At 66.0% G+C, this 25,743-nt stretch carries 20 protein-coding genes; 14 read left to right on the forward strand and 6 right to left on the reverse strand.

The window, feature by feature from the left end:
- Positions 1-303 precede the first annotated feature (303 nt).
- The 6 genes from gyrB (at position 304) to HZB49_RS28200 (ending at position 8,148) form a co-directional block, all read left to right on the forward strand.
- On the forward strand, positions 304-2,745 hold the full coding sequence (gene gyrB / locus HZB49_RS28175; protein WP_291617409.1) for a DNA topoisomerase (ATP-hydrolyzing) subunit B: 2,442 nt from the start codon (positions 304-306) through the stop codon (positions 2,743-2,745).
- A 16-nt stretch (positions 2,746-2,761) separates the two neighbouring features.
- On the forward strand, positions 2,762-4,060 hold the full coding sequence (gene murA / locus HZB49_RS28180; RefSeq protein ID WP_291617410.1) for a UDP-N-acetylglucosamine 1-carboxyvinyltransferase: 1,299 nt from the start codon (positions 2,762-2,764) through the stop codon (positions 4,058-4,060).
- A gap of 61 nt (positions 4,061-4,121) precedes the next feature.
- Complete coding sequence (locus HZB49_RS28185) at positions 4,122-5,513, forward strand: MATE family efflux transporter (RefSeq protein WP_291617411.1); 1,392 nt, start codon at positions 4,122-4,124, stop codon at positions 5,511-5,513.
- Positions 5,510-5,983 carry a DUF2867 domain-containing protein gene (locus HZB49_RS28190; protein ID WP_291617412.1) on the forward strand — a complete coding sequence of 158 codons (474 nt, stop codon included), beginning with the start codon at positions 5,510-5,512 and terminating at the stop codon, positions 5,981-5,983. Before HZB49_RS28185 ends, HZB49_RS28190 begins: the two co-directional genes overlap by 4 nt.
- Before the next feature lie 78 nt (positions 5,984-6,061).
- Entirely contained in the window at positions 6,062-6,715 is a 654-nt protein-coding gene (locus HZB49_RS28195; protein WP_291617413.1) for a DsbA family protein, read from the forward strand.
- A 62-nt stretch (positions 6,716-6,777) separates the two neighbouring features.
- Positions 6,778-8,148, forward strand: coding sequence for an MmgE/PrpD family protein (locus HZB49_RS28200; RefSeq protein WP_291617414.1), 1,371 nt, complete (start codon positions 6,778-6,780; stop codon positions 8,146-8,148).
- An 11-nt stretch (positions 8,149-8,159) separates the two neighbouring features.
- On the opposite strand, the gene HZB49_RS28205 is transcribed toward HZB49_RS28200, so the two are convergent.
- Together HZB49_RS28205 and HZB49_RS28210 are read right to left on the reverse strand one after the other, a co-directional pair.
- Positions 8,160-9,587, reverse strand: coding sequence for a serine hydrolase (locus tag HZB49_RS28205; protein WP_291617415.1), 1,428 nt, complete (start codon positions 9,585-9,587; stop codon positions 8,160-8,162).
- A 140-nt stretch (positions 9,588-9,727) separates the two neighbouring features.
- Positions 9,728-10,783, reverse strand: coding sequence for a helix-turn-helix domain-containing protein (locus HZB49_RS28210; RefSeq protein ID WP_291617416.1), 1,056 nt, complete (start codon positions 10,781-10,783; stop codon positions 9,728-9,730).
- Positions 10,784-10,923: 140 nt separating this feature from the next.
- Here HZB49_RS28210 and HZB49_RS28215 point away from each other — a divergent pair, with 140 nt between their 5' ends.
- From HZB49_RS28215 to HZB49_RS28230, 4 genes are all read left to right on the forward strand, one after another.
- A complete protein-coding gene (locus HZB49_RS28215) occupies positions 10,924-11,841 on the forward strand; it encodes a pirin family protein (protein WP_291617417.1) in 918 nt (305 codons plus the stop codon).
- Positions 11,842-11,877: 36 nt separating this feature from the next.
- On the forward strand, positions 11,878-12,792 hold the full coding sequence (locus HZB49_RS28220; RefSeq protein WP_291617418.1) for a phosphoribosylaminoimidazolesuccinocarboxamide synthase: 915 nt from the start codon (positions 11,878-11,880) through the stop codon (positions 12,790-12,792).
- Between the two features lie 192 nt (positions 12,793-12,984).
- Positions 12,985-14,025 (forward strand): alcohol dehydrogenase catalytic domain-containing protein, encoded by a 1,041-nt coding sequence (locus HZB49_RS28225; protein WP_291617419.1) that lies wholly within the window; start codon positions 12,985-12,987, stop codon positions 14,023-14,025.
- 44 nt (positions 14,026-14,069) lie between these two features.
- On the forward strand, positions 14,070-14,864 hold the full coding sequence (locus HZB49_RS28230) for a crotonase/enoyl-CoA hydratase family protein (protein ID WP_291617420.1): 795 nt from the start codon (positions 14,070-14,072) through the stop codon (positions 14,862-14,864).
- On the opposite strand, the gene HZB49_RS28235 is transcribed toward HZB49_RS28230, so the two are convergent.
- The 3 genes from HZB49_RS28235 to HZB49_RS28245 all read right to left on the reverse strand — a co-directional run bounded on the left by HZB49_RS28235 (position 14,851) and on the right by HZB49_RS28245 (position 18,303).
- Positions 14,851-15,942, reverse strand: a complete 1,092-nt coding sequence (locus HZB49_RS28235) for an SbmA/BacA-like family transporter (protein ID WP_291617421.1) — start codon at positions 15,940-15,942, stop codon at positions 14,851-14,853. The two genes, HZB49_RS28230 and HZB49_RS28235, sit on opposite strands and share 14 nt — an antisense overlap.
- 351 nt (positions 15,943-16,293) lie before the next feature.
- The gene (locus tag HZB49_RS28240; RefSeq protein WP_291617422.1) at positions 16,294-17,787 is read right to left on the reverse strand and encodes an NAD-dependent succinate-semialdehyde dehydrogenase; all 1,494 of its coding nucleotides are present in this window, start codon (positions 17,785-17,787) and stop codon (positions 16,294-16,296) included.
- A gap of 195 nt (positions 17,788-17,982) precedes the next feature.
- Positions 17,983-18,303, reverse strand: a complete 321-nt coding sequence (locus HZB49_RS28245; RefSeq protein ID WP_291617423.1) for a hypothetical protein — start codon at positions 18,301-18,303, stop codon at positions 17,983-17,985.
- A gap of 359 nt (positions 18,304-18,662) precedes the next feature.
- Here HZB49_RS28245 and HZB49_RS28250 point away from each other — a divergent pair, with 359 nt between their 5' ends.
- On the forward strand, positions 18,663-19,853 hold the full coding sequence (locus HZB49_RS28250) for a serine hydrolase domain-containing protein (protein ID WP_291617424.1): 1,191 nt from the start codon (positions 18,663-18,665) through the stop codon (positions 19,851-19,853).
- Positions 19,854-20,084: 231 nt separating this feature from the next.
- Positions 20,085-21,779: an AMP-binding protein gene (locus tag HZB49_RS28255; protein WP_291617425.1), complete on the forward strand. Its 1,695-nt coding sequence runs from the start codon at positions 20,085-20,087 to the stop codon at positions 21,777-21,779.
- 179 nt (positions 21,780-21,958) lie between these two features.
- Here HZB49_RS28255 and HZB49_RS28260 read toward each other — a convergent pair whose 3' ends face one another.
- The gene (locus HZB49_RS28260) at positions 21,959-22,960 is read right to left on the reverse strand and encodes an adenosine kinase (RefSeq protein WP_291617426.1); all 1,002 of its coding nucleotides are present in this window, start codon (positions 22,958-22,960) and stop codon (positions 21,959-21,961) included.
- Positions 22,961-23,078: 118 nt separating this feature from the next.
- Here HZB49_RS28260 and murJ point away from each other — a divergent pair, with 118 nt between their 5' ends.
- Entirely contained in the window at positions 23,079-24,620 is a 1,542-nt protein-coding gene (gene murJ / locus HZB49_RS28265; protein WP_291617427.1) for a murein biosynthesis integral membrane protein MurJ, read from the forward strand.
- A 47-nt stretch (positions 24,621-24,667) separates the two neighbouring features.
- Positions 24,668-25,720: a tryptophan--tRNA ligase gene (trpS, locus tag HZB49_RS28270; protein WP_291617428.1), complete on the forward strand. Its 1,053-nt coding sequence runs from the start codon at positions 24,668-24,670 to the stop codon at positions 25,718-25,720.
- Positions 25,721-25,743: the final 23 nt, after the last annotated feature.

Genomic DNA, 25,743 nt, shown 5'->3' on the forward strand with positions numbered 1-25,743 from the left:
GACGGCATGCGGCGATGCCCGGAAGGTTCTCTAGCAGGTCTTGGGCGCGCTGCAATTTGCAGGCGAAAACAGTCCTTCGGAACAGGCCTCCCGGAGGCGCGGAATCGGACGCCGAATCGACCTTTCCTGGGCTCCCGGAATCGGCCTTTGGCGGGCTTGAAACAGCGGCAAAAAGACCTATTTATTCAATAACTTGTTGACCGAGACTTTGCGCTAGGCGCAACGCCTCTTTCGTGGCACAAATAGCAGGATTCAGCGCCTCGTATTGCGCAGCTGATTCGGGACATTTCCTCAAGGCCTCACATGACAGAACCTGCCCGGCAATCCGTCGCCGACACCGAGCATTCCATTCCCGTTGAATATGGCGCGGAATCGATCCGGGTGTTGAAGGGCCTCGATGCCGTGCGCAAGCGGCCGGGCATGTATATCGGCGACACCGACGACGGCAGCGGCCTGCACCACATGGTCTACGAAGTCGTCGACAACGCCATCGACGAGGCGCTGGCCGGACATGCGACGGCGGTGGAGGTCATCCTCAACGCCGACAATTCCGTCACCGTGCGCGACGACGGCCGCGGCATTCCCGTCGACATCCACAAGGGCGAAGGCGTCTCGGCGGCCGAGGTCATCATGACCCAGCTCCATGCCGGCGGCAAATTCGACCAGAATTCCTACAAGGTTTCCGGCGGCCTGCACGGCGTCGGCGTTTCCGTCGTCAACGCGCTGTCGAGCAAGCTGCAGCTCCGCGTCTGGCGCGACGGCAAGGAGCACTTCATCGAATTCGCCCATGGCGACGCGACTGCGCCGCTGAAGGTGGTCGGCGATGCCAAGGGCAAGCGCGGCACCGAGGTGACGTTCCTCGCCTCCAAGGAAACCTTCTCCAACGTCGAGTACGATTTCGCGACGCTGGAGCACCGCCTGCGCGAGCTCGCCTTCCTCAATTCCGGCGTCAACATCCTGTTGTCCGACCAGCGCCACGCGGTCGAGAAGCGCGAGGAGATGCGCTACGACGGCGGCGTCGAGGAATTCGTGAAGTATCTCGACCGCAACAAGAAGGCGATCGTGCCCGCACCGATCATGGTGCGCACCGAGATGAACGGCATCGGCGTCGAGGCGGCGCTGTGGTGGAACGACAGCTACCATGAGAACGTGCTGTGCTTCACCAACAACATTCCGCAGCGCGACGGCGGCACCCATCTCGCCGGCTTCCGCGGCGCGCTGACCCGCCAGGTCACCAGCTACGCCGAGGCCAACGCCAAGCGCGACAAGGTCGCGCTGACCGGCGACGATTGCCGCGAAGGCCTCACGGCCGTGCTGTCGGTGAAGGTGCCGGACCCCAAGTTCTCGTCGCAGACCAAGGACAAGCTGGTGTCCTCGGAAGTGCGTCCTGTGGTCGAGAACGTCATCAACGAAGCGCTGGCCGCCTGGTTCGAGGAACATCCGGCCGAAGCCAGGACCATCGTCGGCAAGGTGGTGGAAGCCGCGGCCGCGCGAGAGGCCGCGCGAAAGGCGCGCGAGCTGACCCGGCGCAAGGGCGCGCTCGACTACGCCTCGCTGCCCGGCAAGCTCGCCGACTGCCAGGAAAAGGATCCCGCCAAGTCGGAACTGTTCATCGTCGAGGGCGACTCGGCCGGCGGCAGCGCCAAGCAGGGCCGCAACCGCGAATTCCAGGCCGTGCTGCCGCTGCGCGGCAAGATCCTCAATGTCGAGCGCGCGCGTTTCGACAAGATGCTGAGCTCCGAGCAGATCGGCACGCTGATCACGGCGCTCGGCACTGGCATCGGCCGCGAGGACTTCGACCTCTCGAAGCTGCGCTACCACAAGATCATCCTGATGACCGACGCCGACGTCGACGGCGCGCATATCCGCACGCTGCTGCTGACGTTCTTCTTCCGCCAGATGCCGTCGCTGATCGAAGGCGGCTACCTCTATATCGCGCAGCCGCCGCTCTACAAGGTGACGCGCGGCAAGTCCGAGCAGTACCTGAAGGACGAGCGGGCGCTGGAGGACTATCTGATCGATACCGGGCTCGACGATTGCGTGTTCAAGCTCGCCTCCGGCGAGGAGCGAGGCGGCCGCGACCTGCGTGCGCTGGTGGAAGATGCCCGCGTGATGCGCAACGTGCTGCGCAGCCTGCACAGCCGCTATAACCGCAAGGTGGTCGAGCAGGCCGCCATCGCAGGCGTGCTCTCGCCCAAGATCACCGGCGACATCGCCACCGCGAATGCGGCCGCCGATTACATCGCCAAGCGCCTCGACGCGCTGGCCGAAGAGGTCGAACGCGGCTGGAGCGGACGCTTCACCGAAGGCGAAGGCTTCTTCTTCGAGCGCACCGTGCGCGGCGTAAAGGAGGTCGCCATCATCGACGACGCCCTGCTGGGCTCGGCGGATGCGCGCAAGCTGGACGAATATGCCGCCAAACTGCAGGAGGCCTATCCGAGACCCGGCCTGCTGCGCCGCAAGGACAGCGAGACCGCCATTCACGGCCCGGTCGGCCTGTTCGAGGCGGTCACTGACGCCGGTCGCAAGGGCGTCGCGCTGCAGCGCTACAAGGGGCTGGGCGAGATGAACCCGGAGCAGCTCTGGGAGACCACGCTCGACACCAATGAGCGCTCGCTGCTGCAGGTGAAGGTCAAGGAGGTCGACGAGGCCGACGACATCTTCACCAAGCTGATGGGCGACGTGGTTGAACCGCGCCGCGAATTCATTCAGGATAATTCGTTGAGCGCCAATGTCGATGTGTAGGGGTTAGGAAACAGCCGTGCCGCCCATCCAGTATATTGTCGAGGGCGGCCAGCGCCTCTCCGGTACGATCGAGCCTTCCGGCAACAAAAACTCGGCGCTGCCGATCATCGCAGCTGCCCTGCTTACCGAGCACCCCGTCACGCTCGACAATGTGCCGCGCATCCGCGACACCGAGACGCTGGTCGAGCTGGTTCGCTCGGTCGGGGCCTCCGCCGAATGGAAGGCGCGCAACACGCTCGTCATCCACGCCAAAGAAATCCGCGCCGCCGATCTCGACCCCGAACTGTGCGCGCGCATCCGCGCCTCGATCCTGCTGGCAGGCCCGCTGCTTGCCCGCTGCGGCGAGGTGGCGCTGCCGCCGCCCGGCGGCGACGTGATCGGCCGCCGGCGGCTGGACACGCACTTCCTCGCCTTCGAGCAGCTCGGCGCCACGGTGACGGCGACGCATCGGCTGGAATTCCGCGCCTCGCGGCTGAAGGGCGCCGACGTCTTCCTCGACGAGCCCAGCGTGACCGCGACCGAGAACGCGCTGGTCGCCGCCGTCGCCGCGCGCGGGACCACCTATCTGCGCAATGCGGCCTCCGAGCCGCATGTGCAGGATCTCGCGCATTTCCTGGTCAAGCTCGGCGCCAGGATCGACGGCATCGGCACCAACACCATGGTGATCGAGGGCGGATCGACGCTGGGTCCGGCGCAGCACACCATCGGCCCCGACCATATCGAGGTCGGCTCGCTGATCGGACTTGCCGCGGTGACGCGCTCGCCGCTGCGCATCGCGCGCGCCGGGGTCGAGCACCTGCGCTCGATCCGCATGGGGTTCGAACGGCTCGGCATCGTCTGCGGCGTCGAGGACGACGACCTCATCGTGCCCTCGGGCCAGACCATGAAGATCCACGACGATTTCGGCGGCCACGTGCCGAAGCTCGAGGACCAGCCCTGGCCGGCCTTCCCGGCCGACCTGATGTCGATCGCGATCGTCACCGCCACGCAATGCGACGGCGTGATCCTGATGTTCGAGAAGATGTTCGAATCGCGGATGTTCTTCGTCGACAAGCTGATCGCGATGGGCGGGCGCATCGTGCTGTGCGACCCGCATCGCGCAATCGTCGCCGGTCCCAGCCGGCTGCGCGGCTCGGTGATGACCTCGCCCGACATCCGCGCCGGCATGGCCATGCTGCTCGCCGCGGTCTGCGCCGAGGGCACCTCGACCATCAACAATGCCGACCAGATCGAGCGCGGCTACGAGCGCATCGAGGAGCGCCTCAACGCGCTCGGCGCCAGGATTACCCGGGTGCCGGAGCGGGCGCACGGATAAATCTCTTCTCTGCGCACCCCCCGGCCAATATTTCGACCAGCATAACTGCCAGTTTCGCTCCATGACTTCCATCGACAAGATCGCGCGCGCGCCGGTTACGGCAACGCCGGAAAATCATCTCGCGGCCGAGCTGACCGAGACGATCCGCCTCGCCGCGCCGATGGCGCTGACGCAGCTCGGCCAGATCGCGATGATGACGACCGATCTCGCCTTCATCGGCCGGCTCGGCGACGAGGCGGTGGCCGCGGCGGCGCTCGGCCACACCGTGTTCTTCATCAGCTTCACCTTCGGCCTGGGCCTCGTCTCGGCCGTCGCGCCGCTTGCCGCGCAGGCGTTTGGCGCGCGAGACCCGCGCCAGGTGCGGCGCGCCGTGCGCACCGGCCTGTGGGCGGCGCTGCTGGTGTCGATCCCGACCCTGATCCTGCCGCTGCGCGGCGAGCAGATCCTCGTCGCACTCGGCCAGGCCCCTGAATCCGCCCGTCTCGGCCAGCAATATCTGTTCGGGCTGGCCTGGGGCATCGCGCCGGCGCTGTGGTTCATCACCATCCGCAGCTTCATGGGTGCGGTCAACCGGCCGGAGCCCATATTGTGGATCACGCTTGCGGCGGTGCCTGCCAACGCGCTTCTGGTCTACCTGCTGCTGTACGGCAAATGGGGATTGCCCGAACTCGGACTATTCGGCGCGGGGCTCGCCACCACCATCGTCAATATCGCCACGTTCGTTGCAGGCCTGTGCTTCGTGATGTGGCGGCGGCCATTCCGCAAGTATCACATCCTGGCTCGGCTCTGGCGCATCGACTGGCCGCTGCTGCGCCAGCTGTTGGCGATCGGTGCGCCGATCTCGCTGTCCCTGCTGATGGAGTATGGCCTGTTTTCGTCGGCTGCGTTGCTGATGGGCCTGATCAGCACCGCCGCACTCGCCGCGCATCAGGTGGCGCTGCAAGTCACCGCGATCCTGTTCATGGTCCCGCTCGGCATCGGCATGGCCGCCACCGTCCGGGTCGGGCATGCGTTCGGCCGCCGCCATGCCGACGCGGTGAGACGGGCCGGCTTCACCGCGCTGTGGCTCGGCATCGCGCTTGCCGCAGCCCTTACCATCGCCGTGATCTTCTGGCGCTTCGGTATCGCAGCATTGTTCTTCGGCAGCGCGACGACTCACGGCGCGATCGAGCTGACGGCCGCGCTGCTCCTGGTCGGCGCCACCTATTTCATCACCGACGCCATCCAGACCATCGTGGCCGGTGCGCTTCGTGGTCTCAGCGATACCCGCGTGCCGCTGCTGCTGGCGGTCGTCAGCTACTGGCTGATCGGATTCACGCTGGCCTGCGTGCTCGGGTTCAAGACCAGTCTCGGCGCGGTCGGCGTCTGGATCGGCCTGTCCTGCGGGACTGCCGTGTACGCCGCGGCCTTGATCCTGCGCTTCCGGCGACTGGCGAACAGGTTGGGCGCATGACGGTCGCAGAGGTCGCACCGCAGATCGATCCAGCCACGCTGCTCGCGGGCGCGCAATTCATGGATGCCTACCGTCTCGAGCTTGACGGTGAGCATCTCGACGCACGTCAGGCCGCGGAACGCATGATGGCACGCGCGCCGCGCTGGGTGGACGCCCTGCTGGTGCTGCGCAATCTCATGGTCGCGCCGTTCGGCCTGAAGACATCGGGCGAGGACCGGCGTCCGCCAAGCGACATCATCGGGATTTTTCCCGTGGTCAGCGAGACGCCCGAGCGGCTGGTCGCAGGCTTCAACGACAAGCATCTCGATTTCCGCGTCGTGGTCGATGTCGCGACGTCGGGCCAAAGGCAGAGCATCACCGCAACCACCCTGGTGTTGACGCACAACTGGCTGGGGCGGACTTATCTCACGATCATCATGCCGTTCCACCGGCTGGTGGTCCGCGCCATGCTGCGGCAGGTTGCCGCCTGAGAGAAACCACTCTCGCGCGTCGATAGACGGACTTCCGCGCCCGTGCTTTGTTGCCTCAAGCCAGAGCCGGGATGTGTCATGACCCTGTCCGTCGATCTCTTCTATTCCTTCCGCAGCCCCTACAGCTACCTCGCGCTGCCCGGCACGATGCAACTCGTCGCGGGCTACGATCTCGCGGTGAACCTGCGGCCGGTCTATCCGCTGGCGGTGCGCGAGCCCGGCTTCTTCAAGAAGACCAACCCGAAATTCGCGCGCTATGTCGTGCTCGACGCCAGCCGCGTCGCCCAACACGAGAACATCCCGTTCCGCTTTCCCCGGCCCGACCCGATCGTGCAGGACATGACGACGCTCGAAGTCGCCGCGCACCAGCCCTACATCCATCGCCTGACGCGGCTCGGCGCCGCTGCGCAGATCGAGGGCAAGTCGCTACCCTTCACCTACGCGATCGCAAAGGTGCTGTGGGACGGCAGCGTCGCCGGCTGGCCCGAGGGCGATCATCTCGCCAGGGCAGCCGCCGCGGCCGGCTTCGACCTCGCGGCCATGGACGCCGCGATATCGGCCGATCCCGACCGCTACGAGAAGATCATCGCCGGCAACGAGCAGGATCACGCCAGTTCCGGCCATTGGGGCGTGCCGACCTTCGTGTTCGAGAACGAACCGTTCTTCGGCCAGGACCGCATCGATCTCCTGGTCTGGCGCATGGAAAGCAAGGGTCTGACCCGCAGGAAGTGATGTTGACGGCAGAAAATGCCGGCCGTACCAAATCCCCGACAAGGAATAACCGAGGCAACGCCATGGCCAATGAAACCGCAACCCTCGCCGGTTATGTCGCCGACCTGAAATTTGCGGACATTCCGCCGGAGGTGCTGGAGCGCGCCAAGGTGCTGACGCTCGATTTCCTCGGCAGCGCCATCCGTGCGCGCAGCGAAGCGGAATCGACGCCGTCACTGCTGAAGACGCTGGAAGCGCTCAGGCTCGATACCAGGGGCGAGTCCACCGTGTTCGGCGACACCAGGACCTGGACGCCGGCGGTGGCGGCGCTGCTCAACGGCGCGCTCGGCCATTCGCTCGACTTCGACGACACCCATGCGGATTCCTCGCTGCACCCGAGCGCGCCGGTCGTGCCGGCCGCGTTCGCGGTCGGCGAGATGGTCGGCGCCTCCGGCCGCGACGTGCTGACCGCGATCGTCGCCGGCTACGAAGTGTGCTGCCGCCTCGGCAACGCGCTCGACCCGACCTCGCATTATGCGCGCGGCTTTCATCCGACGGCGACGGCGGGCACCTACGGTTCCGCTGCGGCGGCCGCCAAATTGTTCGGGCTGTCGAAGCAGCAGATCATCTCCGCCTTCGGCGTTGCCGGCAGCCAGGCGGCGGGGTCGCTGCAGTTCCTGGTCAACGGCGCCTGGAACAAGCGCTACCAGGTCGGCGCCGCCGCGATGAACGGCGTGATCGCGGCGACACTGGCGCGCAACGAATTCATCGGCTCGACTGAATCAGTCGAAGGCAAGCACGGCCTGCTGGTCGGCTACAGCGACGACGCCCATCCGGACAAGGCGACCGCCGGCCTCGGCAAGGTCTACGAGACCATGAAGATTGGCGTGAAGCCGTATCCGAGCTGCCGCTACACCCATGCGGCGCTCGATGCGCTGATCGCCATGCGGCGCGAGCACAATCTGACGCCCGACCAGATCAGGCGGGTCGAGATCGGCCTGCACCGCAACGGCATCACGCTGACGGGCGATGCCGCCACCAAGCGGCATCCGAAATCGATCGTCGGCGGCCAGTTCTCGATGTTCTTCACCGGCGCAGTGGCGCTCGACCAGGGCTCGTTCGGTTGGGACGATTACAGCCGGCTGGGAGATGCGGCCGTCGATGCACTCGCCGACAAGTTCGACGTGGTGCAGGACGACCGGCTGGAGGCTGGCCGTACCCATCCATTCGGCGCGCGGGTCTCCATCACCACCGACGACGGCGTGCACGAGCGGCTCTACGCCGATCCCTCCGGCGAGCCGGCCACTTTCCCGGATGCCCGCGCCATGCAGCAGAAATTCCTGACGCTGGCCCGCCCCGTGCTGAACGGTCGCGCCGACCAGCTGGCGGATGCGATCCTGTCGCTGGAGCGGTTGGACCGCGTCGAGAAGGCCACCCAGCTCGGCCGGCAGTAGCCGCAGCCGTTTCAATTGCCTCCCGCCAGTTTGGCGTGGCCGCTCGTCGCTGCGATCACGTCGCTGACCAGCTGGAACACGCCGTCGGCCTCGGGCGGCCAGTTCGGCGAGCGGCCGAGCCGGACGATGACCAGCTTCTCCGAGGGCACGATGACAACCCATTGCCCGATGGTGCCCTTGGCGAAGAAGGCATCGCGCGGCATGCCGCGTTCGACGCGGTAGCTCGCGCCAAAGCTGTCGCCGAGATTGGTCCAGAAGCCGGCGCCCTGGCCTACCCAGGCGCCCGGCGTAGGCTGCGCCGAATATTTCACCCAGCCTTCGGGCAGGATGCGCTTGCCCCCGGCGACGCCGTCATTGAGGTAGAGCTGGCCGAAACGCGCCCAGTCGCGCGCGCTGGCGAGCAGCTGGCTCGATCCCTCCGCATTGCCCGCCGCGTCGAATTCGAGCGCGACGTGGCGCATGCCGAGCGGGCCGAACAGTTCCTGCCGCGCAAGCCGCATCATGTCTTCAGCGCTGCCGCCCGCGGCCTGGCGGATCAGGTGCGCGAGGATGACAGTATTGCCGTCATGGTAATTCCACGCAGCTCCCGGCGCGGTCTCAAGCCGCATGCCCTCGGCATAGGCCGCCATGTCGTTCTCCATGAACTTCATGCGGTTGACCGGCTCGAGCGCCGACGCAAGCGAAGCCGAGAGCGAACTGCCGAGCGCGAGCCCCGCGGTGTGGCGCAGCAAATGATCGAGCGTGACCGCGCGCCGCGGGTCGTCGGCGCCTTGCCAGGCGGCAATCGGCGCCGGCTCGTGCAGCTTCAGCGCGCCCTTGCGCACCATGATGCCCGCGAGCGCCGACATCACCGATTTGGTGGCGGAGAAGCCGAGCAACGGCGTGTCGATGCCGACGCCATCGGCATAGCGCTCGGCGATGACGCGGCCGTCCTTTAGCACCACGATGGCGCGGGTGTTGCGCGGCGTCGACTTGTCCGGCTCGGCAAAGGCGCGATCGAGCGCGGCGGCGAGCGGCGGCGATTGCGGCACCACGACGGAGGCGCCTGCGATCTCCGGGAGCAACGGCTTCACGTCCATCGCCGGTAGCGAAATGTCGGCAACAGTGCCGCCATGATCGAGATAGCAGCCGAGCCCTTCGCCGCGATAGACGGCGTGGCTCTTGCCGATCCCGAACAACGTCACCGTCACATCCCTGCGTGCGCGGTCGACGCGATAGTCGAGCGCCCAGGTGATCAGGCCGACGCCCGGCATCGCGGATGTGGTCTCGGCGAACACGCGCTCCGGATCGAGGCCGGAAACGAAGGTTTCCGTGCAGATCACGTTGGCGACGAAACCGGTCGCCACCTTCGGCATGTCGCGGGCACGTGCGGCCGACAGCGCCAGCGCGCTCAGCGCGGTGGAGGCAACGAGGATGAGGAACAGCTTCTTGCGGGTCATGAGGGGCTTCCTGCTTGAGGGTCGCCCCCAAGAGCCTGATGTCGGGCTCGCCTGCTCGCCGGATTTGGAACGCGGCTCGCCAAATTCTGCAAACGTCTTGCCGATTCTGAATTTGTCCAGAAATTACAATGAAATAGCGATCAGGCCGCGATCCCCCGCCGGCGGCGATACTCGGTCGGCGTCAACCCGGTCGTCGCCTTGAAGGCGCGGTTGAAGGGTCCGAGCGAGGCAAAGCCCGCATCCATCGCAATGGTGATGACCGGCACTTCGGCCTGCGCGGGATCGGCCAGCGCCGCCTTGGCTTCCTCGATGCGGTGGTTGTTCAGGAACACATTGAAATTGCGATAGCCGAGCTTCTGGTTGATCAGCCGCCGCAGCCGGTATTCGGGAATGGAGAGTTTGGTCGCCAGCGCGCCGATGCTGACATTGTCGTGGCGATAGATCCGCTCGTCCGCCATCAGCCGCATCAGGGCGTCGAGGAGTTTTTGATCGGCTGCGCTCGTATCGGGTTGCGGCGAAGGTTCGGCCGCGACCGGCGCGGCTGCGAACAACTCCGCGCCGCCGACGCGCAGCATCGCCAGGCAGATCGCGGCGACGACGCCGGCGAGCAACGCGCCATTAGCGGCATTGGCGATCCCGGCGGCATTGGCGCCTGAAATCGCCAGGTGCAGGATCGCATTGAGGCCGCCATAGAGTGCGGCCGCGACTACGATAAAGACGCGCACGCGACGGCGCTCCTCGACCAGGTCGGCCGACCACGATGCTACGGTCTGCACGACCGCGAGCGCGATAAAACCGAGCACCAGCAGGTTGATCGCGATGACGGAGAGCCGCGCACCGCCGGACGAAGGCGCGAGAAACGCGCAATTGGCGAAGCTGAACGCGACGACAGCCAGCCATGTCGCCGCATGCCACCAGCGCAGCCCAAAGGAATCGTCGAACAGCGCGCGCGTGAACAGCCAGAATACCACGATGTTGCCGGTCGACAGCGCGATGACAGGCGCTTGCCATGGCGTCGCGGGTGCAGGATTTCCGATCGCGTAGGTAGCCGCATGGGCGGCCGATCCCAGCGCGAGGGCCACAGCGAGACGGCCTGCCACGACATGGCGAAAATCGCGGAACAGCGTGGCGGCGAGCACCAGCAACATCGCGACAACAGCGGCGCGCAGGGCAAGGTCAAGGGCGGCAAGAGACATCTAGATTATTGAACCATGAACGCTGTTGGTTTCGAATCCTAGTGCAGTCTGCACCGCACATCAATTTATTGCGACGGACGGTCGCTTGGCCGCGACGACAGGAAGCGTATGATCGCCAAGAATAGTAACGGAGTATCCCCATGAGCTGGCTTCCCTCCAACGATCCTGTGCTCGGCGATCCCAAAACCTGCGACGCGCTCGACCTCGTCATCGTGCCGCGCACCCGCGACCTCGGAGACGGCTTTGCCGTGCGCCGCGCGCTGCCGCATGGCAGGCGGCAGATGGTCGGTCCCTTCATCTTCTTCGATCATTTCGGACCGGTGCAGTTCATGGCCGGCAAGGGCATGGACGTGCGGCCGCATCCGCATATCGGGCTTGCCACCGTCACCTACCTCTTCGACGGCTCGATCATGCACCGCGACAGCGAGGGCAACATCCAGGAGATCCAGCCCGGCGCGATGAATTTGATGACCGCCGGCCGCGGCATCGCGCATTCCGAGCGCACGCCGGACGTGCAGCGTCGCGACGGGCAGAAGATGCTGGGCCTGCAGAGCTGGATCGCGCTGCCGAAGGGATCGGAGGAAATCGCGCCCTCGTTCCAGCATTACGCCGCCGAGAGCCTGCCGACAGTGACGGCGAGCGGCTTCACCGCGCGCATCATCGCGGGCTCCTCGTTCGGCGCGGCCTCGCCGGTGAGCATGGTCTCGCCGTGGTTCTACACGGAAGTGACGGCGCAGGCCGGCGCTCAGGTGCCGCTCGATCCCGATCACGAGGAGCGCGCGATCTACGTCGTCGACGGCGAGGTCGAGATCGCGAACGAGCGCTACGAAGGCCCGCGGCTCCTGATCTTCCGGCCCGGCGACCGCATCACGGTGAAGACCACCAGGCCGACACGCATGATGTTCCTGGGCGGCGACGCGCTGGAGGGACCGCGGCATATCTGGTGGAATTTCGTTTCCTCCAGCAAGGAGCGCATCGAACAAGCCAAACAGGACTGGAAAACCGGGCGTTTTGCCGCCGTTCCGCAGGAACATGAGTTCATTCCGCTGCCGGAATGAGCTAATCCCTCCCCTCCGGTTTGAGGAGAGGTCTTCATGAACGCCATGCTCGCCAGCGATCTGCCCTTGCCCCGGATCGGGCGCGGCAAGGTGCGCGACATCTATGCCGTCGGCGAGGACCGCGTGCTGCTGCTCACCACCGACCGCATCAGCGCCTTCGACGTGGTGATGGCCGAGACCATCCCGATGAAGGGCGCGGTGCTGACCCAGATCAGCGCGTGGTGGTTCAAGCGGCTCGAGAGCATCGTGCCGCATCACATGATCAGCGCCGATGCGGATGCCATCATCGCGGAAGTGCCGGCGCTGACAAACCACCGCGCCGACATTCTGGGCCGCGCCATGCTGTGCAAGCGCACCACGGTGTTTCCGATCGAATGCGTGATCCGCGGCTACATCTCCGGCTCGGCCTGGAAGGAATATGCAGCACAGGGCACGCTCGCCGGCGAAAAGCTGCCGGCCGGCCTTACCGAAAGCGCAAAGCTCGAGCCCGCGATCTTCAGCCCTGCGACCAAGGCGGAGACCGGCCATGACGAGAACATCACGGTTTCCCGCGTGCGCGAGATCGTCGGCGACGAGGTTGCGCACAAGCTCGAGCAGATGGCGCGCACCATCTATACGCTCGGCGAGAGGATCGCGCGCGATCACGGCATCATCATCGCCGACACCAAGTTCGAGTTCGGCCGCGACGGCGACGGACGCATCATCCTGATCGACGAGGTGATGACGCCCGACTCGTCGCGCTTCTGGGCGGTGGACAGCTACAAGCCCGGCCAGCCGCAGCCGAGCTTCGACAAGCAGCCGCTGCGCGACTACCTCGATGCCGAGCGCCGCGCCGGCCGCTGGAACGGCGAGGCGCCCGCGCCAAAACTGCCGGCGAGCGTGGTGGAGGCGACGAGCAAGCGGTATCTGGAAGCGTACCGGCGCGTCACGGGGAGCGAGTTGAAGGTTTGAGGCACAGGCTATGCGGCGGTGCACCGCTGGGCCTCGACACAAAATCGCGAAAACAACCCCATGCAAAGTAGATCGGCGCCCCGCTTGGCCGGGACGACAGCCAGGTGAATCCCTTTCACCCGACATGAGCACAAACCATTTGTCCGCCTCCGCCGGCTTCTGCAGTGTCCCGCGCGCAACGGAGACACCAGCATGCGTCAGCTCACCTATGTCGGCGGCACAAGGATCGAATGGTGGGACGTCCCCGAGCCGAAGCTGCAGGACAGCCGCGACGCCATCGTGGCGCCGCTGGCGGTGACGCGGTGCGACCTTGACCTCACGATTGCCGGCGGCCGGTCCGGCCTGCCCGGCCCGTTCGCGCTCGGGCATGAGACCGCGGGGCGCGTGGTCGATGTCGGCGACGCCGTGAGGAATTTCGTGCCCGGCGATCTCGTCATCGTGCCGTTCCAGATCAGCTGCGGCGAATGCGCTTCCTGCCGGCGCGGCCACACCAATGCCTGTACCAGCGTGCCGTTCCGCTCGTCCTACGGGCTGAAGCCGGTATGCGGCATCGAATATGGCGGCGCGCTTTCCGACCTCATCCGCGTGCCCTTCGCCGACCACATGCTGGTGCGGCAGCCGAGGGGGCATGCGCTGTCGCAGACCGCCGGCCTCGCCGACGGCGCGACCGATGGCTTCAGCGCGGTGGCCAACTGGCTGAAGCAGCGGCCGGGCGAAGAGGTGCTGGTGATCGGCGGCTCCGGGCAATCGCTGTCGATGTTCGCGGTGCAGGCCGCGGTCAGCCGCGGTGCGCGGCGTGTCGTCTATGTCGACGACGACCCGCAGCGGCTGGCCAAGGCGAAGTCGCTCGGCGCGGAAGTGCATGAAGCGCCGAAGGGGCTCACGATGGACCCGATCGGGCGCTTTCCGATCGTGATCGATGCCGCGGCGACAGATGCTTCCATCCAGCTTGCATTCCACTCTGCGGAACCGAACGGCATCTGCCAGCGCATGTATGGCGATTTCACCCACACCACGCCGGTGCCGCTGCGCCACATGTACGGCGTCGGCATCACCTTCCGCGTCAGCCGAGTCAACGTGCGCGCCGAGCTTCCGGAATGCGTCGGCCATGTCGAACGCGGGCATTTTCATCCCGAGCGCGTCATCACCCGCCGCGTCCGCTTCGAGGACGCCCATGAGGCGATCGGCGATCCCACCATCCGCGTGGCCTTCGTTCGCGATGGCGTTGAATAGCCGACGAAGCTAGGCTGGCGCCGGAAACGCAAGGGAGGCGCTCAATGTCCGAAGAAAACTCCGTCCTCGTCGATCGCGAGGGCGCGGTGACGATCATCTCCATCAACCGTCCGCATTGCCGCAACGCCGTGGACGGCGCCACCGCGCGAAAACTCTATGACGCCTTCCTCGCCTTCGATGCCGACAAGGATGCTTCCGTCGCCGTGTTCACCGGCACCGGCGGCTATTTCTGCGCCGGTGCCGATCTCAAGAAGGTCGCCGCGGGCGATCCCGAGAAGAAGCGCGAGCTCGGCGGCTTCGACAGCATCGCGCCGATGGGGCCGAGCCGGCTGCGGCTGTCGAAGCCCGTGATCGCGGCAGTCGAGGGCTTTGCGGTGGCCGGCGGCATGGAGCTCGCGCTATGGGCCGACATGCGCGTGGTGGCGGAGGATGCGACCTTCGGAATCTTCTGCCGCCGGTTCGGCGTGCCGCTGATCGATCTCGGCACCATCCGGCTGCCGCGGCTGATCGGGCACTCGCAGGCGATCGACCTGATCCTCACCGGCCGCCCCGTCGGCGCGCAGGAGGCGCTGCGCATGGGGCTCGCCAACCGCGTGGTCGGCCGAGGCGAGGCCTGCGCGCATGCAATCGCGCTGGCGCAGGAGATCGCGCGTTTTCCGCAGGCCTGCATGCGCGCCGACCGGCTGTCGGCGCTGCGGCAATGGGACCTCAGCGAGGAAGAGGCGATCGTCAACGAAATGCGCGGCGGGCTGGAAGTGATCGCCTCCGGCGAGACGCTGTCGGGCGCTGCGCGCTTCGCCTCCGGCATCGGTCGTCACGGCGCGTTCAGCCAGGATTAGGCCCCGTATCGATCTCGTCCAGCGCCAGCAGCAGCGACGCCACGCGGTTGGCGGAGGCGGCCCACTCCGCCAGCTTGGCGTAGTTGTCGGTGAACCAGTTGAACGCGGACTGCACCACGACGAAGGCGGCCGCGGCCTGCACCACTTCGCCGAGCGACATGCCGCCGGCGAGATATTTCGGCATGCACAGCAGGAGGCCGATGATCGGCGTGACCAGGGTATTGGTGTGGCTGACCACGGTTATGCGCATCAGCTGCCAGCAATACGCAACCCAGACCTCGATCACCGCCTTCAACGCCGCGCCGATCGACTGGCGTCCATCCTTGCGTTCATCCGGCAAGGCGGTGCCCTCGCCGCTCTCGCGCAGGTGCGTGCCGATCGAGCGCAGCTCCGCCTCGGTGCGCTTGTAATCCTCCATGACCTGCGTCAGGTGCCGTCCGATCAGCCACATCGCGAGCGACAACAGGATGGAATAGAGGATGACGGCGATGACGAGATAGCCGGGAATGGTCACGGTCGTGCCGTTGAAACTGAGCTGCAACCCGTCGCCCACCGACCAGAGCACACCGATGAAGGTGACGAGGGTGAGCAGGGATGAGACCAATCCGAGCACCAGGTCGACAGGAAGATCGGTGGCGATCCGGGCATCCTCGGCAATCCGGAATTCAGGGGCCTGATGATCGGTGACCGCGAATTTCAGCCTGACCTGACGCTCGTTGCTGAGCCAATAGTCGTAGAGATGGTTGCTCAGCCATTCGCGCCAGTTGCGCTGCATGGTCATGCGGCCCCAAACCGAGAACACCGCAAGCGACAGGCTGGCGAGGGCCAACGGCACGAAGCGCCCGGCCTGGGTCCACAGCCCCGCTTCGTCGCGGCGGCCGATGGCGTCGAAGAAGTCGCGGTTCCAGAAGTTGATGCGGTACTGGGTCAACAATTGCAGCAGTACGGTGGCGATCAGCGCCGCCGCGATCAACCACGTCTTCCACGAGCGGCGGCCGCGCCAAAACCCGGAAGCGCTCCGCCAGAAGCGGAGCAGAAGCTCCCGCTCGCCCGGCGCAAGATAGGTTCTTCTCAACATTCCTGGGCTTTGCCGCGTCGTCGCCCGCTGCCGGCGGCCGAATTCCGATCAGGTTAAAGGATATGTGGCCCGCGTCAACGCGGGCTTGACCTGCGTCAAGCAGCGGCGGTGCAGCATCAGGGCGCGATGCAAAGAAATGAGCGCCGCGACTTGCGGGAGTTCGGGGAGAGGCTGTCGCCCTCACCCTCTCCCCTCGTTGTGGGAGAGGGTCGCTTCGCGCAGCGAAGCGGGGTGAGGGGTTTGCTTCCGCAGATGAGTGCCTACCGAGACACTCGTATTCGAGGATAGAGACCCCTCATCCGTCGCGCTTCGCGCGCCACCTTCTCTCACAAGGGGAGAAGGTAAGAAGTGCTACATCCCCGCCATCATCACGTATTTGATCTCGACATATTCTTCCATGCCGTGATGCGAGCCTTCGCGGCCGAGGCCCGATTCCTTGACGCCGCCGAAGGGAGCGACTTCGGTGGTGATGAGGCCGGTGTTGACGCCGACCATGCCGGACTCCAGCGCCTCCGCCACGCGCCAGACGCGGCCGAGGTCGCGGGAGTAGAAGTAGGAGGCGAGACCGAACGGCGAGTTGTTGCACATCGCGATCACTTCGGCTTCGTCCTTGAAGCGGAACACCGGCGCGAGCGGGCCGAAGGTTTCTTCATGCGCGACCAGCGCGTCGGGCTTCACGTTCGAAAGCACCGTCGGCTCGAAGAAGCTGCCGCCGAGTGCATGGCGCTTGCCGCCGGTGACGATCTTCGCGCCGCCCTTCACGGCATCGGCAATGTGCTTCTCGACCTTGTCGACGGCGTCCATGTTGATCAGCGGACCCTGCACCACGCCTTGCTCCGTGCCGTCGCCGATCTTCATCGCCGAAACTTTCTTCGACAGCTTTTCCACGAACTCGTCGTAGACCTTATCCTGGGCATAGAGGCGGTTGGCGCAGACGCAGGTCTGGCCCATGTTTCGGTACTTCGAGACGATGGCGCCTTCGACAGCGGCATCGATGTCGGCATCGTCGAACACCACGAACGGCGCGTTGCCGCCTAGTTCGAGCCCGAGCTTCTTCACGCCGACGGAGGCCTGCTGATAGAGGATCTTTCCCACTTCGGTGGAGCCGGTGAAGCCGACGAAGCGCACGGCGGGATGCTCGCACAGGACCTTGCCGATGGCGGAAGAATTGCCGGTGAGGATGTTGAACACGCCCTTGGGCACGCCGGCCTTTTCGGCCAGCGCGACCAGCGCCAGCGCCGTCAGCGGCGTCTCGTTGGCGGGCTTCAGCACCACGGTGCAGCCGGCGGCGAGTGCGGGCGACACCTTTCGCGTGATCATCGAGCAGGGGAAATTCCACGGCGTGATCGCGCCGCAGACGCCGATCGGCTGCTTGATCGCGAGCAGGCGCGCGTCCGGCCGCTGGGTCGGGATGGTCTCGCCATAGACGCGGCGGGCTTCCTCGGCAAAGAACTCGACATAGGCGCCGCCGATATCGACCTCGCCGAGCGCTTCCGCCAGCGGCTTGCCCTGCTCGGAGGTGAGGATCAGCGCGAGGTCCTCGCGGTTGGCGGCGATCAGCTCGAACCACTTTCGCAGGATATTTGAGCGTTGCTTGGCGGTGAGCTTCGCCCACGCCGGAAAGGCGCGTTCGGCGGCTTCCACGGCCTGCGTCGCTTCCGCCGTGCTCATGACCGGCACCTTGGCGAGCTCGACGCCGTTGACGGGATTGGTGACCGGCCGCGACGGCGTGCCGACCCAGGCGCCGTCGATGTAGCAGCGGTCTTTCAGAAGCGAGGGGTCCTTCAACCGGTCGCGCAGTGAGGGGGCGGAGGTCTGGGCGCGGGCGGCGGCGGTCGGGGTCATGGGCGTGCTCCTCGGATTTTCTTGAAGGTTGATCCGAGTATAGGCGCAAACGGGCGGCAGCGCATCGGCCGCCACAAGGCGGCCGTTCAAGCCGTTCTTGAATTTCGCTGTCATTCCGAGGCGATGCGCAGCATCGAACCCGGAATCTCGAGGTTCCGGGTTCTCGCTTCGCGAGCCCCGGAACGACGGCTCATATCAGGCCGCGCCGCTCATATAGGTTTCGCGGCGGCCGATCATGCGCTCGGCGGCGGCCTTGGCGGCGGCGCGCGTCGCGGTGGCGCAGGTGCGGTATTCGAGGTCGGGGGACGAGGCGGGGTCGCGGCGCCCGAACCAGGAGCGCGAGCCGACCTGCAGCATGGCGAGCGCCACCGCAACATTCTCGACCGCGTCAAAGGAATGCAGCGCGCCGGAGCCGGCGATGCGGACTTCGTAGATGCCCGGCGTGATCGGGGCTTCGATATTCTCGCCGCGGCCGGGCCGCGGATACCGCTTCCATTCGCTCCACTTCGAAATCATGGCCTACCCCTGTAACGAAATTTCTTGTCGTCGCCAGCCGCCTGCGCCGGGCGGTCGCGCCTCGGTGCCATTTGCGCTGCAATCTGAATACTTTACGCAACAAACGCGGGCACGGTTTCAGCCCATGCAAACGATAACGCTTCGCAGACGGGCGGTCACCGATCTTGCAACCCGTCCACCGCTAATTGTGGCGAAGTGTTGCAGATTCGCCGCGCTGCGCCGCATAGCCGACCTGCGGCGCCGTGCACGATCACGAAATCGCGACCTTGCGGCGCCCGACTTACCGCGCGCTTGCCGGACCACAGGCGGAGGAAGAGGATCGCGGCTCTCCAAAACAATAATCCAGCGGAGGCGACCCCATGCAGACCAAGTCTGAGATCGACCAGCTGTTGCGCCAGAAATGCGACGCCAGGGAAATCCCCGGGGTCGTCGCGATGGCGGCCACCGGAAGCGAGACCATCTACCAGGGCGCGTTCGGCAAGCGCGACCTCGGCAAGGACGACGCGATGACCGCCGACAGCGTGTTCTGGATCGCCTCGATGACCAAGGCGATCACGACCGCCGCCGGCATGCAGCTGGTCGAGCAGGGCAAGCTCTCGCTCGACGAGCCGATCGGCAAGTTGCTGCCCGATCTCGCCGCGCCGCAAGTGCTGGAAGGTTTCGACGCCGCGGGCAATCCGAAACTGCGTCCCGCCAAGGGCGCGATCACGCTGCGCCAGTTGATGACCCACACCGCGGGCTTCGCCTACGAGCTGTGGAACGGCGACAAGGCGACATATCTGGAGAAGACCGGCACTCCCGGAATCACCACCTGCCAGAACGCCGCACTGAAAACGCCGCTCGCGCACGATCCGGGCACGCGCTGGGACTACGGCACCAACATTGATTTCGTCGGCAAGGCGATTGAAGCCGCCAGCGGCAAGAAGCTCGACGCCTATCTGCGCGACCATCTGCTCGGGCCGCTCGGCATGAACGACACCGCCTTCAAGATCAATGATTCCATGCGCAAGCGGCTGGTCGGCATGCATGCACGCGCCCCGGAAGGGCTGGGACCGATTCCGTTCGAGCTCGAGCAGAATCCCGAATTTCACATGGGCGGCGGCGGGCTCTATGGCACGGCCGCCGACTACATCAAGTTCACCCAGATGATCCTTGGCAAGGGCAAGGGCAACGGCAACCAGGTGCTGAAGCCCGAGACGGTGGCGCTGATGAGCCAGAACAACATCGGCGCGCTCGAAGTCGGCAAGCTGACGACGGCGATGCCGATCTACACCAACGACGTCGATCTCTATCCGGGCATGTCGAAGAAATGGGGGCTGAGCTTCCTGATCAACACCGCCAAGACGCCGGAAGGCCGCAGCGCCGGAAGCCTTGCCTGGGCGGGGCTGGCCAACACCTATTTCTGGATCGATCCGGCGCGCAACGTGTCCGGCGTGATCCTGATGCAGCTGTTGCCGTTCGCGGACAGGATTTGCCTGGAAGCCTTTGCCGGATTCGAGCGCGGCATCTACGCCGGGCTCGGTGCCGGCAGCGGCCAGAAGGCGGCGTGAGCCGTTTTCCCTCTCCCCACTCTTTCGCGGGGAGAGGGTAGGGTGAGGGGCAGTGCGGCATCGGCGGTACTTCGGATACCGGCTTTGCGGATGCTCCCCCCTCACCCGAAATTCGCTTCCGCGAATTTCGACCTCTCCCCGCGAGCGGGGCGAGGTAAGCAGATGGCGCCGGGACTCCGATCAAACATGAGGTATAATGTTTCCCGCGCCTCGACGCAGGGAGAAACGACCGTGCCAGATACAGCCAACAGTTATGTTTGCGGCATCTCCGATGCGCCGCTGCTCGGCGACACCATCGGCGATAGCCTGGACAAGGCGGTGCAGCGCTGGGGCGACCGGGAGGCGCTGGTCTCGCCGAGTCATGGCGTGCGCTGGACATGGAAAGAGTTCGCCGAGCGCGTCGATGCGCTCGCCGCCGGCTTCCTCGCGCTCGGGCTGGAGCGCGGGGCGCGGATCGGCATCTGGTCGCTCAACCGCCCGGAATGGACGCTGACGCAGTTCGCGGCCGCCCGCGCCGGGCTGATCCTCGTCACCATCAACCCCGCCTATCGCCTGAGCGAGCTTGAATTCGCGCTCGCCAAGGTCGGATGCTCGGCGATCGTGGCGGCAACCGCCTTCAAGACCAGCAACTACATGGAAATGCTCAACACACTGCTGCCGGAGCTGGCGGCATCGCAGCCCGGCAACCTGCGCGCCGCGAAGCTGCCGAACCTTCGCGCGGTGATCCAGATCGGCGGGCCGCTCTGTCCCGGCGCGCTTGCCTTCGACGAAGTGGCCGGCATGGGCGGCGCACGGCACCGCGACCAGCTTGCCGCACTCGGCAAGGCGTTGCAGTTCGACGATCCCGTCAACATCCAGTTCACCAGCGGCACGACGGGCTCGCCCAAGGGCGTGACGCTGACCCACCACAACATCCTCAACAACGGCTATTTCGTAGGGCGCGCGATGCGCCTGACCGAGCGCGACCGCATCTGCATCCCGGTGCCGCTGTATCACTGCTTCGGCATGGTGATGGGCAATCTCGCCGCCGTCACCCTCGGCGCCGCCATGGTCTATCCCGGCGAAGGCTTCGATCCCCTGATCACGCTGCAGACGATCGAGCAGGAGAAGTGCACGGCGCTCTACGGCGTGCCGACCATGTTCATCGCCGAGCTCGACCATCCCCAGTTTGCGCGCTTCGACCTGAAATCGCTGCGCACCGGCATCATGGCGGGGGCGCCCTGCCCGGTGGAAGTGATGAAGCGCGTCAACAACGAGATGAACATGGGCGAGGTGACGATCGCCTACGGCATGACCGAGACGAGCCCGGTGAGCTTCCAGAGCGCGGTGGACGATCCGCTGCAGCGCCGTGTTTCCACGGTCGGGCGCATCCATCCCCATGTCGAGGTCAAGGTCGTCGATCTCGACGGCAAGATCGTGCCGCGCGGCGAGCGCGGCGAGCTCTGCACCCGCGGCTACAGCATCATGCTGGGCTATTGGGACGAGCGCGAGAAGACCGCGGACGTGCTCGACGCCGCCGGCTGGATGCACACCGGCGATCTCGCCGTCATCGACAGCGAGGGCTATTGCAATATCGTCGGCCGCATCAAGGACATGGTGATCCGCGGCGGCGAAAACCTCTATCCGCGCGAGATCGAGGAATTCCTCTATCGCCACCCGAAGATCCAGGACGTGCAGATCTTCGGCGTGGCCGATGACCGCTACGGCGAGGAGCTGTGCGCCTGGATCAGGACGCGACCGGGCGAGACCCTCACGGCGGAAGAGATCCGCGCGTTCTGCCAGGGGCAGATCGCGCACAACAAGATCCCGCGCTATGTCGAATTCGTCGACGAGTTTCCGATGACCGTGACCGGCAAGATCCAGAAATTCATGATGCGCGACGCGGTCGAAGCGCGGCTCGGGCTGAAGGCGGCGAAGACCGCTTGAACGGACGCTGCTGGTGTCCCTTCCCTTCTCCTCTTGTGGGAGAAGGTGGCGCGCATCGACAGATGCGCGACGGATGAGGGGTCTGTCTCCGCGGATACCCCTCACCCGGCTTCATCTCGCTGACGCTCGATTGCGCCACCCTCTCCCACAAGGGGTGCAGCGGCGCGCGTGGCGGCAACCTACACCGGCAGCCCGTGCTGCTCCGCGAGCTCCCTGAGCGAGACCATCGGCCGGGCGCCGATATGCTGGATCACCTCGGCGGCGGCGAGCGCACCGAGGCGGCCGGCCTTGTGCAGGCCCGCATTGCGCACCAGCCCGAACAGGAAGCCCGCGGCAAAGAGATCGCCGGCGCCGGTGGTGTCGACCATTTCCTTGATCGGGAAGGCCGGCACGGCGACGACGCCGTCTTTCGAGGTAACCACGCAGCCCTTTTCGCTGCGGGTGACGACGCCGAGCTTCGTGTCGGCGCCGAGCTGTTTCAGCGCGGTGTCGAAGTCCGAGGTCTGGTAGAGCGAATGCAGCTCGGACTCGTTGGCGAAGATCAGGTCGACGGTGCCCTTGCGCATCAGCTCCAGGAACTCGTCACGGTAGCGGTCGACGCAGAAGGCATCCGACAGCGTCAGCGCGACCTGCCGTCCCGCGCCATGCGCGATGGTGGCGGCCTTCACGAAGGCTTCCTTGGCGCTCGCGGGATCCCAGAGATAGCCCTCGAGATAGACGATGCGCGCCGCCTCGATCTGCGCGGGATCGATGTCGGCGGGGGTGAGATCCTGCGCGGCGCCGAGATAGGTGTTCATGGTGCGCTCGCCGTCGGGCGTCACCAGGATGTAGGAGCAGCCGGTGGCGGGGCCGTTGGCAGCGGGCTTCGTCTCATAGGCGACGCCGGCGGCGCGGATGTCGTGGCTGTAGAGTTTTCCGATCTGGTCGTCCTTGACCTTGCCGACATAGGCGGCGCGCGCGCCGAGATTGGCGATGCCGACGATGGTGTTGGCGGCCGAGCCGCCCGACATTTCCGTGGCCGGTCCCATGTCGCGGTAGATCGCGGCTGCGCGGGCCTCGTCGATCAGCGCCATGCCGCCCTTGGTCATGCCGTGGTCGGCGAGAAACTTCTCGTCGGTACGCACCAGCACGTCGAAGATCGCGTTACCGATCCCGAGCACGTCGTATTTTGCGTCAGCCATTGCAGAGATCCTGTCGGGGAAAACACCGATACGCGCAGGCGCAAATCGGCGTTGGAAAGGTGCTGCGGCCTATCACGTTAGCCGGGGCGCCAGCAAGCGACGCTGTTATAAGCAGGCCATGATCCGCTCCTTCCTCACGGTCTCCTCGGGCACGCTGGCCTCGCGGCTGCTGGGTTTCCTGCGCGATTCCATGGTCGCGGCGCTCTTGGGCGCCGGTCCCGTGGCGGACGCCTTCCTGGTCGCGTTCCAGCTCGTCAATGTGGTGCGGCGGCTCCTGACCGAGGGCGCGCTGAATGCGGCGCTGGTGCCGGCCTGGCTGCGGCTGCGCGAGACGGAAGGCGCGGCGGCTGCAGCCGCGTTCGCCGGAAAGCTGCTCGGCACCGTGAGCGCGGCCCTGGTCGCGGCCACCGCGCTGATCGCGCTCGGCATGCCGCTGGTCATCGCGGCGCTGGCGCCCGGATTTGCCGGCAGCGAGACGCTCGCCATGGCGGTGGCCGACGCCCGGCTGATGCTGCCCTATCTCGCCTTTGCCGGTCCGGTGACCGTGCTGATGGCCGTGATGAATGCGCAAGGGCGCTTTGCGCTGACCGCGTTCTCGCCGCTGCTGTTCAACATCGCGCTGATTGCGGCAATCGCCGTGCTGCTGTCGTGGCGGCAGGATGCGGCGCGCGCGGCGCTGATCCTTGCTGCTGTCGTCGGCCTCGCGGGGCTCCTGCAATTGTCGATGCTGATGCTGCGCCAGGGCGAGAAGGCCGCCACGCCCTTGCGCGTGGCCTTCGATGCCGAGATGCGCGGCTTCCTTGCCAGGGCGATCCCCGGCATGATCGCGAGCAGCGGGCCGCAGCTCCTGATGATTGCGGGCGCGATCATCGCCTCGTCCTCGCCGGCGGCCGTGTCGTGGCTGTATTTCGCGGGCCGCCTGATCGAGCTGCCGCTCGGCCTCGTCGGCGTCGCCATGGGCACGGTGCTGGTGAGCGAATTGTCGCGCGCCGTGCAGGCCGGCGATACGGCCGCCGTGGCGCATGCGGAATCGCGCGCGCTCGAACTGGCCGCAGGGTTGGCACTGCCGGCAACGCTGGGACTGATCGTGCTGGCCGAGCCGATCGTGCGGCTGTTGTTCGAGCATGGCGCGTTTGCCGCCAGTGACACCGCTGCCACCGCGCGGGCGCTGGTATGGCTGGCGCTGGGCTTGCCGGCACAGGTGCTGTTCAAAGCCTTGGCGCCGGCCTTCTACGCGCGAGACAACACGGCGACGCCGCTGGTCTCCGTGCTCAAGGGCATCGTGTTTGCGCTCGCGACCGCCTTCCTCTTCGGCCATTTCTTCGGCGTGGAAGGCATTGCCGCCGGCATTGCGCTGGGAGCCTGGAGCAGCGCGTTGTCGCTGCTGCGCGAGGGCGCCACCCGATTTGGATTTGCGCTCGATGCGGCCGCGCGACGGCGATTGCCGCGCATCGCCGTGGCGGCGCTGGCGATGGCGGCGTCGATCTGGTTCGCGCTGCGGTTTCTGCCTGCCGCCGGACTTGCGCAGGCCCTTGCCCTTGCCGTGCTGATCGCGGGCGGCATCACGCTTTACGGCCTCTTGCTGCAGCTTTTCGGCGTCACCGGCTGGCGCGAGGTGGTTAACGCGCTCAAAGGCTCCCCGCGCGACTTGCGCGGCTAAAATACCCGTGGCAAACGACGCCCCGAATACAGATGGGAACCAGAACCATGGCGTTCGCAGAACGGGTTTTTTCAGGCGTCCAGCCGACGGGTAATCTGCATCTCGGCAATTACCTCGGCGCGATCGTCAACTTCGTGAAGCTGCAGGAAACGCACAACTGCATCTATTGCGTCGTCGACATGCACGCGATCACGCAAGGCGTCGAAGTCTGGGGCGGGCCGGCGGAACTGGCGCGCAGCACCCGCGAGGTCACCGCGGCGTTCATCGCGGCCGGCATCGACCCGAAGAAGCACATCGTGTTCAACCAGAGCCAGGTCTCGGGCCATGCCGAGCTCGCCTGGATCTTCAACTGCGTCGCCCGCGTCGGCTGGCTCAGCCGCATGACCCAGTTCAAGGAGAAGGCCGGCAAGGACCGCGAGAACGCTTCCGTGGGACTCTACGACTATCCCGTGCTGATGGCGGCGGACATCCTCTTGTACCGCGCCACCCATGTGCCGGTCGGCGAGGACCAGAAGCAGCATCTGGAGCTTTCGCGCGACATCGCGCAGAAGTTCAACAACGACTTCGCCGATTCGATCCGCAGCCAGGGCTTCAATGACGGATTGTTCTTTCCGCAGCCGGAGCCGCTGATCACGGGCCCGGCAACGCGGGTGATGAGCCTGCGCGACGGCACCAAGAAGATGTCGAAGTCGGACGCCTCGGACAATTCGCGCATCAACCTCACCGACGATGCCGACCTCATCGCGCAGAAGATCCGCAAGGCCAAGACCGATCCGGAGCCGCTGCCGACGGAAGAAAAGGGTCTCGGTCCCCGTCCCGAAGCCGACAACCTCGTCGGCATCTATGCGGCGCTGGCCGGCGTCTCCAAGCAGACGGTGCTGACGGATTTCGGCGGCGGGCAGTTCTCCAGCTTCAAGAACGCGCTGGTCGAACTGTGCGTCGCAAAATTGTCGCCGATCGCCGGCGAGATGAAGCGCCTGGTCGCCGATCCCGGCCATGTCGATGCGATCCTCGCCGACGGCGCGGGCCGGGCGCACGCGATCGCCGACGAAACCATGCGCAAGACCAAGGATATCGTCGGCTTCATCCACCAGCGCTGAACGGCGTTAGTTGGTGGCGGAAC

The organism is Bradyrhizobium sp. (genome assembly GCF_016219575.1).
In the GTDB taxonomy this organism is placed as follows: Bacteria; Pseudomonadota; Alphaproteobacteria; order Rhizobiales; family Xanthobacteraceae; genus Bradyrhizobium.